We start from the raw sequence: 9,428 nt of genomic DNA on the forward strand, positions 1-9,428 counted from the left end.
GTTATAGTCTCGTGGGCTCGGAGATGTGTATAAGAGACAGACCCTCCCCCGCTTCGCAGGGGATCATTCTCCCTCCCCTGCGAAGCGGGGGAGGGCCGGGGTGGGGGCAACGCCCTTCTCGAAAAATTGCCTTCCGACACATCACAGGAACCGCGATGCACCGCGCATTCTGCTGGCTGCTGGCCGCGTTTCTGGCGCTGGCCGCACCCGCCGCTTTTGCCGCCGATCTGGCCCCGCTGGTTCGTGGCCTGGGCGCCGGCAACTACGCCGAGACCGAAAAGGCCCTCGCCGGGCTGGCCGAAACCGGCGATCCCGCCGTTGTGCCGGCGATCGAGGCCCTACAGGCCGGCGACCTGCACGTCCGCAAGGCGGACGGCGCCGTGGTCGTCGCCAAACGCGCCGGCGGCGGTTACGCACTGACCGATCCGCTAACCGGCGCCGCGTTGGGTGAGGCGGACCGCAACGCGGTCGAGAAGATCCGCATCAACAACGCTTTGCGTCGCACGATCAGCGCGACGCTCGGCGCGCTCACCCTGATGAGCCCCGACGCCGGCACGCGGCGGCAGGCCGCCGAGGCGGTGTTCAAGAGCCGCGACGCCAACGCGCTGGACGCGCTGAACGCGGCGCTGGCCAAGGAAACCGACGAGCGCGTCCGCCGCGCGATGACCCAGGCGCGGGCCTCCGTCCTGCTGGCCGGGGACGCGCCCGACGCCGACAAGATCGCCGCCGTCGCGGTGCTTCAGGAGCGCGGCGACCAGGACGCGCGGGCCCTGCTGAACGGCGCTGCCAACACCGGAAGCGACGCGGTGAAGGACGCCGCGACGAAGGCCATCGCGTCGGTCGAGCAGCGGCTCGCTCTGTGGGGCGCCGCCCAGAACCTGTGGTACGGCCTGTCGCTTGGCTCGGTGCTGCTGCTGGCGGCGATCGGGTTGGCCGTCACCTTCGGCGTCATGGGCGTCATCAACATGGCGCATGGCGAGATGGTGATGATCGGCGCCTATGCCACCTTCCTGGTGCAGGAGGCCTTCCGCCAGTGGGCGCCGGGCCTGTTCGATTTCTCCATCCTGGTGGCGCTGCCCGTCGCCTTCCTGGTCTCCGGCGCGGTCGGCGTCGCCATCGAGCGCAGCGTGATCCGCTGGCTCTACGGGCGCCCGCTGGAAACGCTGCTGGCGACCTGGGGCCTGTCGCTGGCGCTTCAGCAGGCGGTGCGCTCCATCTTCGGGCCGACGAACCGCGAGGTCGGCGCCCCGTCCTGGATGTCCGGCGCCTTCGAGCTGGGCGGGCTGACCATCACCTACGGGCGGCTGTGGATCGTCGTCTTCGCCTTCCTCGTCTTCGGCGCGCTGCTGGTGGCGCTGCGCAAGACCTGGTTCGGGCTGAGCATCCGCGCCGTCACCCAAAACCGCAGCATGGCCAACGCCATGGGCATCCGCACCGCGCGGGTGGACGCGCTGACCTTCGGGCTCGGCTCCGGCATCGCCGGGCTGGCCGGCGTGGCGCTGAGCCAGATCGACAACGTCAGCCCCAACCTGGGCCAGGGCTACATCATCGACAGCTTCATGGTCGTGGTGTTCGGCGGTGTCGGCAACCTGTGGGGCACGCTGGTCGGCGCGCTGGCGCTCGGCGGCGTCAACAAGTTCCTGGAGCCCTACGCGGGCGCGGTGCTGGGCAAGATCCTGGTGCTGATCTTCATCATCCTGTTCATCCAACGGCGTCCGCGCGGCCTGTTCGCGCTGAAGGGCCGGGCGGTGGAGGCCTGATCCGATGCTGACCCGTTTCTTCCTGATGGGCCTGGACAAGAAGGCCGGCGTGCTGCTGACCGTCCTGGCGGTGCTGGCCGTGGCGGTGCCGTTCATGGCGCTGGGCACGACTCCGGACTCGCCCTGGCACCTGTCCACCCACACGGTGGCGCTGCTCGGCAAGTATCTGTGCTTCGCCCTGCTGGCGCTGTCGCTCGACCTCGTCTGGGGCTTCGTCGGCATCCTGTCGCTGGGCCACGCCGCCTTCTTCACGCTCGGCGGCTACGCCATGGGCATGTATCTGATGCGGCAGATCGGCTCGCGCGGGGTCTACGGCAACGCCGACCTGCCGGATTTCATGGTCTTCCTGAACTGGACGGAGCTGCCCTGGTACTGGCACGGCTTCGACCAGTTCTGGTTCGCCGCGATCATGGTGATGCTGGTGCCGGGCCTGCTCGCCTTCGCCTTCGGCTGGTTCGCCTTCCGCTCGCGCGTCACCGGCGTCTATCTGTCGATCATCACGCAGGCGATGACCTTCGCGCTGATGCTGGCCTTCTTCCGCAACGACATGGGGCTCGGCGGCAACAACGGCCTGACCGACTTCAAGGAGATCCTGGGTTTCGACGTCCAGGCCGCCTCGACCCGCGTCGGGCTGTTCGTGGCGACGGTGGTGGCGCTGGCGGCCGGCTACATCCTGGCGTCGGCCGTGGTGGCGTCCAAGCTGGGCAAGGTGCTGATCGCCGTGCGCGACGCCGAGAGCCGGGTGCGCTTCCTGGGCTACGAGACCGATCGCTACAAGCTGTTCGCCTGGACGCTGTCGGCCTGTATGGCCGGCGTTGCGGGCGCGCTCTACGTGCCGCAGGTGGGCATCATCAACCCGTCGGAATTCTCCCCCGCCAGCAGCATCGAGGCGGTGATCTGGGTCGCCGTCGGCGGGCGCGGCACGCTGGCCGGGCCGGTGCTGGGCGCGGTGCTGGTGAATTTCGGAAAGAGCTACTTCACGGCGGCGCTGCCGGAGTTGTGGCTGTTCGCGCTGGGCGGCCTGTTCGTGCTGGTCACGCTGTTCCTGCCCAAGGGCATCCTGGGTCTGGCGGCGCAGCTCCGCGACCGGCTGCCGGCGCGCGCCACGGTCACCGCCAAGCCGGCGGACCAGAAGGGAGTCTGAGAGAGATGAGCACCGAGGACACCCTGCTGTATCTGGACGGCGTGTCGGTCAGCTTCGATGGGTTCCGGGCGCTGAACAGCCTGTCGCTGGTCATCGAGCCGGGCGAGATGCGGGCGATCATCGGTCCGAACGGCGCCGGCAAGACGACCATGATGGACGTCATCACCGGCAAGACCCGGCCCGATACCGGCACCATCCTGTTCGAGGGCCGCACCGACCTGACCAGCCTGCGCGAGCCGGCCATCGCCAACCTGGGCATCGGCCGCAAGTTCCAGCGCCCCACCGTGTTCGAGATGCACACGGTCTGGGACAATCTGGAACTGTCGCTCAAGGCGCCGCGCCGCCCGCTGAAGACGCTGACCTATTCGGCCACACGGGAAGACCGGGCGCGGATCGAGGAGATCCTTGACATCACCCGCCTGTCGCCGCGGCGCGACCGCCCGGCGGGCAGCCTGTCGCACGGCGAGAAGCAGTGGCTGGAGATCGGCATGCTGCTGGCGCAGGACCCGAAACTGCTGCTGGTCGACGAGCCGGTGGCCGGCATGACCGACGCGGAGACGGAACAGACCGCCCATCTGCTGAAGGACATCGCCGGCAAGCATTCGGTGATCGTCGTGGAGCATGACATGGTCTTCGTCCGTGAACTGGGCGTGAAGGTCACGGTCCTGCACGAGGGTTCGGTGCTGGCCGAAGGCTCGCTCGACACGGTGAGCGCCAACAAGCAGGTCATCGACGTCTATCTGGGTCGGTGACCGAACCACATTCCCCTCACCCCTTTGGGGAGAGGGTCGGGGTGAGGGGGCGCCTGAAGGGCGGAAACGCAGCCTCATTGCAGAGCGTTTCCGGCCTGCGGCCGCCCCCTCATCCTAACCTTCTCCCCGGAGGGGAGAAGGGATTCAGGAGAAAGCAAGCATGCTCGACGTACGGTCTGTCGATCTCCATTACGGCGCGGCGCAGGCGCTGCGCGGCGTGTCGCTGACGGCGGAGGTGGGGAAGGTCACCTGCCTGCTGGGGCGCAACGGCGTCGGCAAATCCTCGCTGCTGCGCGCCATCGTCGGGTTGAAGCCGGTGACCGGCGGAACCATCGTCTGGGACGACGGCGACATCACCAAGCTCGCCCCGTCGGAGCGGGCGCGGCGTGGCATCGCCTATGTCCCGCAGGGGCGCGAGATCTTCCCGCTGCTGACGGTGCGGGAAAACCTGCTGACTGGCTATGCGCCGCTGAAGCGCGCCGACCGCTCCATCCCCGACGAGGTGTTCGAGCTGTTCCCGGTGCTGAAGTCCATGCTGGACCGCCGCGGCGGCGACCTGTCGGGCGGTCAGCAGCAGCAGCTCGCCATCGGGCGGGCACTGGTGACGCGGCCCCGGCTGCTGGTGCTGGACGAGCCGACCGAGGGCATCCAGCCCTCCATCATCAAGGACATCGGGCGGGCCATCGCCTACCTGCGCGACAAGGGCACCATGGCGATCCTGCTGGTCGAGCAGTATTTCGAGTTCGCCCGCGATCTGGCCGACGACTGGGCGGTGATGGAACGCGGCGAGGTCATGCTGGCGGGCAGCCGCGACGGGCTGGAGGAGAGCGAGGTCCGGCGGTATCTCACTGTCTGACTCGCCTGCGTCCGGGGGGATCCTCGCGAAGGCGGAGCCGCGGTCCCGCCATCCTGTGCTTCCCGTGGCGGGAACCGGGAACGCCGCCTTCGCGAGGATGGCACCCCTGCGCTTTGTGGAGCTTGGCGCGGAACCGCGATGCGCTACCATCGGTGCCAGTCATTCACACCGAAGGCAGTTCCGAATGTCGAGCGTCCTGTCAGCCGACCCCGTTCTCCAGCAGGTTGACCGCAGTTTCGAAGACTCCCTTGGCCGCCTCTGCGACCTGCTGCGCATCCCCAGCGTCAGCACCGACCCGGCCTACAAGAGCGACGTGCGCCGCGCCGCGGACTGGCTGGTGCGCGAACTGAGCGGGCTGGGCTTCGACGCCTCCGTGCGCGAGACGGCCGGCCATCCCGCGGTCGTCGCCCACCATCCGGGTCCGGGCGGCGCGGATGTGCCGCACATCCTCTATTACGGCCATTACGACGTGCAGCCGGCGGAGCCGCTGGAGCTGTGGAACAGCCCGCCCTTCGAGCCGGCCATCGTCGAGGCCGAGCATGGCCGCCGCATCGTCGCCCGCGGCGCGGTGGACGACAAGGGTCAGGTGATGACCTTCATCGAGGCGTTCCGCGCCTGGCATGCCGTGCACGGCACGCTGCCCATTCGCGTGACTGTCCTGCTGGAGGGCGAGGAGGAGACCGGCAGCCCGAACCTGCTGCCCTTCCTGAAGGCCAACGCGGAGGAGCTGAAGGCCGACGTCTGCGTCATCACCGACACCAACGCCTGGAACATCGACACGCCGGCCATCACCACCCGGCTGAGGGGCCTGCTCTACGTCGAGGCGACGCTGCATGGGCCGAGCCACGACCTGCATTCCGGCATGTTCGGCGGGGCGGTGCTGAACCCGATCAACGCGCTGACCCGCATCCTGGGCCAGATCCACGACGAGGACGGTCGCGTCCGCTTCCCCGGCTTCTACGACGACGTGGCCGAGCCGACGGACGAGGAAAAGGGGATGTGGCGCGACCTCGGCTTCGACGAGGGGGCATTCCTGGCCGGCGTCGGGCTGAAGACCCCGGTGGGCGAGGCCGGGCGCAGCGCGCTGGAGCGATTGTGGTCGCGCCCGACCTGCGACATCAACGGCATCTGGGGCGGCTACACCGGCGAGGGGTCCAAGACGGTCATCGCGTCCAAGGCGTCGACCAAGCTGTCCTGCCGCCTCGTGCCCGCTCAGGACCCGGAAAAGATCCTGTCCGGCATCCGCAGCTTCCTGGAGGAGCGCACACCGGCCGACGGGCGCTGGGAGATCAAGGTGTTCGGTCGTTCGCCGGGGGTCCAGGTGCCGACCGACAGCCCCTATCTGCGCGCCGCCATGGCGGGGCTGGGCGACGTCTTCGCCAACAGGCCGGCGCTGGTCGGCAGCGGCGGCTCGATCCCGGTCGGAGGCTACATCCGGCAGGCGCTGGGCTTCGATTCGATCTTCGTCGGCTTCGGGCTGGAGGATGACCGTATCCATTCGCCCAACGAGAAGTTCGAGGTGAAGTGCCTGCACAACGGCATCCGCTCGCATGCGGCCATGCTGGCGCGCTTCGCCGCTCTCTGATCCGTCCCGGACCGCAAGTTTTCGTGGTTCAGCCCGCGGCTGCGCATAATGCGGCCGCGGGCTTTTTTTGCGCCTTCGGCCTTCGCTGGAGTTCTGTGATTCTCTCGCGAAACAAACGTTTCTCAAGTGAGAAACTTTATAAAACCATCAATGCAATAAATAAAAAGAAAAAAAGTTTTTAGCGTTCGTAACGCTTTAATAGCTAGTTTACTTATGATGTGATATAAACAGTGAGGCGAGTGCAGTACCGGTTGGCATCGGCACGCGGCGTAGAATGTCAAAAGGTCCTATCGCCTAGATTAAAAGGAATCATGAACCCGTTGTCGACGTCAAGCGTGTGAGCTTTCCGCTCCTGCTTTGGGGAAACTCTTGCATAATCTGCAATCCTGTCGGTATCGCGTGTGTCGTAGTCGGAGAATCCCTTAGAAACGCGTTGCAGACAATGAAAAATTCAAGTTCTTCACAAGGTGGCGCGCTGGTTTGCTCGGGAATTCGTGGAGGGAATGTCGCATGTCTGTTCTATCGAACGTCACGATAAAAGCGAAGATCGTGTCTTCGTTTTCCATACTCGTCATGTTCATCATCGCATTGGGTCTTTTCAGCATAGACCGCATTTCGACGGTGAATGACGCGGGGAAGGACATCCGCGATAACTGGTTGCCGAGCGTCGGCGAGATTGCCCGGATGACCGATTATTTCGAGTTCTACCGGATTCTGGAGTCCGCGCACATTCTATCCACCGAGCCTGCCCAGCAGGCCGAGGAGGAGAAGACCATGGCGGCGACCCTGGAGAACTTCCAGGACGCGGTTCGCAAATATGAATCCATGCTGACCCCCGGCTACGAGACCGAAACGTTCCAGAAGCTCATGGGCCATTGGGAGCGTTACCAGGAACTGAGCCAGCGAAAATTGCTTCCGTTGTCCCGGGACAATCGCAACAACGAGGCGACCGCACTCTACAAAGGCGAATCGCGCGCCGAGTTCCGCAAGGCCCAGGCGCTCATGCGTGAACTGTCCGAATTCAACATCCGCAACGGTCGGATCGCCGCCGACCGGGGCGAGGCGACCTACGGGTCGAGCAAGACCCTGCTCATCGTCGCGATCTCCGTCGTGACCCTCCTCGGCGCCATGATGGGGCTGCTGATCATCGCCGGCGTCTCCAAGCCGATCCAGCAGCTCACCGGGGTGATGAACCGGCTGGCGGGACGTGAGCTGACGGTCGCCGTGGACGGCGCGCAGCGCAAGGACGAGTTGGGCGCCATGGCCCGCGCGGTGCAAGTCTTCAAGGACGGCCTGATCGAGGCGGACCGGCTGGCCGCCGCCCAGGCGGCGGAACAGGCGACCAAGCAGCGCCGGTCGGAAGCCGTGGAGCGGCTGGTGAACCGCTTCGGGGACTCCTCCTCGGCCTCCCTTCGCACGGTGGCCGCCGCAGCCTCGGAGCTGGACGCCACCGCCCACAGCATGACCTCCATGGCCGAGCGGACAAACATCCAGGCGACCACCGTCCAGGCGGCGGCGGAGCAGACCAGCGCCAACGTCCAGACCGTCGCCTCGGCCACCGAGGAGATGGCCAGCTCCATCCGCGAGATCGCGACGCAGGTGTCGCGCTCCTCGCAGATCGCCGGACAGGCGGTGGAGCAGGCGACCCGCACCAACGAGACGGTGCGCGGTCTGGTCGAGGCCGCGCAGAAGATCGGCGAGGTGGTCAGTCTCATCACCAACATCGCCAGCCAGACCAACCTGCTGGCGCTCAACGCCACCATCGAGGCGGCCCGCGCGGGCGAGGCCGGCAAGGGCTTCGCCGTCGTCGCCGGCGAGGTGAAGCATCTGGCCTCCCAGACTGCCAAGGCCACCGATGAGATCGCCGCCCAGATCGCTGCCATCCAGGGCGCGACCGACGGCGCGGTGCGCGACATCTCGGCCATCGGCGGCATCATCGGCCAGATCAACGACATCTCCACCGCCATCGCCGCGGCCATCGAGGAGCAGGGCGCCGCGACCAACGAGATCTCCCGCAACGTCCAGGAGGCCGCAGCGGGCACCCATCAGGTTTCGGGCAGCATCACAGAGGTCACGATGGCTGCGGGCGAAACGGGTGCCGCGGCCGGTCAGGTGATGAGCGCATCGGGCGAACTGGCCCGCCAGTCGGAAACGCTGCGCAAGGAGATCGAGAGCTTCCTGGCGGAGATCAAAGCCGCCTGAACGTCCGGGGGGTGGGCAGGATCGACATGCGAAAACGGCGGGCGTCCCTGGGGGCGCCCGCCGTCCTTTTTTGCTTGGCTTGCCGCTCAGTGCGGCTTCAGCGCCTCGACCACCTGCATGTGGCCCTGCAGCGCGCCGAGGGTGAGGGCGGAGTTGCCGGCGGTGTCCATGCGGAATGGGTTGGCGCCGCGCTCCACCAGCATCCGGGCTACGCGGTCGTGGCCGTTGTTGGCGGCGTACATCAGGGCCGACCAGCCGTGGCTGGCCACCCGGTCCACCGACACGCCACGGTCGACCAGGATCCTCACCACCCCTTCATGGCCTCGGGCGGCAGCGGCCATCAGGGCGGTCTTGCCGTCATCGTTGGTGGCGTCGAGTTCGGCGCCGGCGGCGGCCAGCGCGTGGATCACCGCCTCGTGCCCGCCCCAGGCGGCGTACATCACCGCGGTGGCGCCGTCGGCGGTGCGCAGCTCCGTCTTGGCCCGGCGGTCGATCAGCAGTCGCACCGCGTCGGTCAGCCCCTGCTCGGAGGCCAGCATCAGCAAGGTCTTGCCGTTGTCCACCCGCTTGTTGGGATCGGCGCCGCCGTCCAGCGCGCGCTTCAGCTCGTCGGTGCGGTGCATCAGGGCGATGGCGCCGTCACGGCTGTCCAGTCCGGGCCGGACCTCCGCGTTGGCCGGGGGCGCCGACGGGGTGCCGGACGCGGCGGCAGCTCCTACGGAGGCGGTGGTGGCGGGAAGCACGCGCCCTTCACCGGCCGCCTTGATGCGGTCGCGCAGGTCGCCGGTGTTGGGGGCGACGATCAGGGCGCGCTCGTAGAAGCGCCGCGCCTCGTCCCAATTGCCGTCGCGCTCCGCCAGCGAGGCCCAGCGGCGGTAGGTCTCCTCCATGGTCGTCAGAAGCTCCTGGATCTCCGGCGTCGCCGGAGCGATCTCACGCAGGCGCGACACCGTCTCGTAGGCGTTGTTGTTCGGCGGGGTGGTCAGGAGCTTGGCGGCGATCTGCCGGCGGGCCTGATCGACCAGGGTGCGGACGCGTGGGTTCAGGCCATTGTCGCTGGCCGAGAAGGGCGTGGACGCCGTGGGGGGCTGTCTCTTATACACATCTGACGCTGCCGACGATTATACGC

General features: G+C 67.3%; 7 protein-coding genes. 6 read left to right on the forward strand and 1 reads right to left on the reverse strand.

Translation table 11 applies throughout. The features are described from left to right. The first annotated feature begins 155 nt into the window (after positions 1–155). The 6 genes from urtB (at position 156) to Q4I23_RS26555 (ending at position 8,299) form a co-directional block, all read left to right on the forward strand. Positions 156–1,760, forward strand: a complete 1,605-nt coding sequence (gene urtB, locus Q4I23_RS26530) for an urea ABC transporter permease subunit UrtB (RefSeq protein WP_498528195.1) — start codon at positions 156–158, stop codon at positions 1,758–1,760. 4 nt (positions 1,761–1,764) lie between these two features. Beyond that, positions 1,765–2,904: an urea ABC transporter permease subunit UrtC gene (urtC, locus tag Q4I23_RS26535; protein ID WP_498528196.1), complete on the forward strand. Its 1,140-nt coding sequence runs from the start codon at positions 1,765–1,767 to the stop codon at positions 2,902–2,904. 5 nt (positions 2,905–2,909) lie between these two features. Further along, positions 2,910–3,656 carry an urea ABC transporter ATP-binding protein UrtD gene (gene urtD, locus Q4I23_RS26540; RefSeq protein WP_035675131.1) on the forward strand — a complete coding sequence of 249 codons (747 nt, stop codon included), beginning with the start codon at positions 2,910–2,912 and terminating at the stop codon, positions 3,654–3,656. 160 nt (positions 3,657–3,816) lie between these two features. Beyond that, positions 3,817–4,512, forward strand: a complete 696-nt coding sequence (gene urtE, locus Q4I23_RS26545) for an urea ABC transporter ATP-binding subunit UrtE (RefSeq protein ID WP_498528197.1) — start codon at positions 3,817–3,819, stop codon at positions 4,510–4,512. Positions 4,513–4,696: 184 nt separating this feature from the next. After that, on the forward strand, positions 4,697–6,097 hold the full coding sequence (locus tag Q4I23_RS26550) for a M20/M25/M40 family metallo-hydrolase (protein ID WP_498528198.1): 1,401 nt from the start codon (positions 4,697–4,699) through the stop codon (positions 6,095–6,097). Between the two features lie 510 nt (positions 6,098–6,607). Continuing rightward, positions 6,608–8,299, forward strand: a complete 1,692-nt coding sequence (locus Q4I23_RS26555; protein ID WP_498528199.1) for a methyl-accepting chemotaxis protein — start codon at positions 6,608–6,610, stop codon at positions 8,297–8,299. A gap of 86 nt (positions 8,300–8,385) precedes the next feature. On the opposite strand, the gene Q4I23_RS26560 is transcribed toward Q4I23_RS26555, so the two are convergent. After that, positions 8,386–9,402 carry an ankyrin repeat domain-containing protein gene (locus tag Q4I23_RS26560; RefSeq protein ID WP_498528200.1) on the reverse strand — a complete coding sequence of 339 codons (1,017 nt, stop codon included), beginning with the start codon at positions 9,400–9,402 and terminating at the stop codon, positions 8,386–8,388. Positions 9,403–9,428: the final 26 nt, after the last annotated feature.

This window comes from Azospirillum sp. UFLA03-27 (assembly GCF_059803775.1).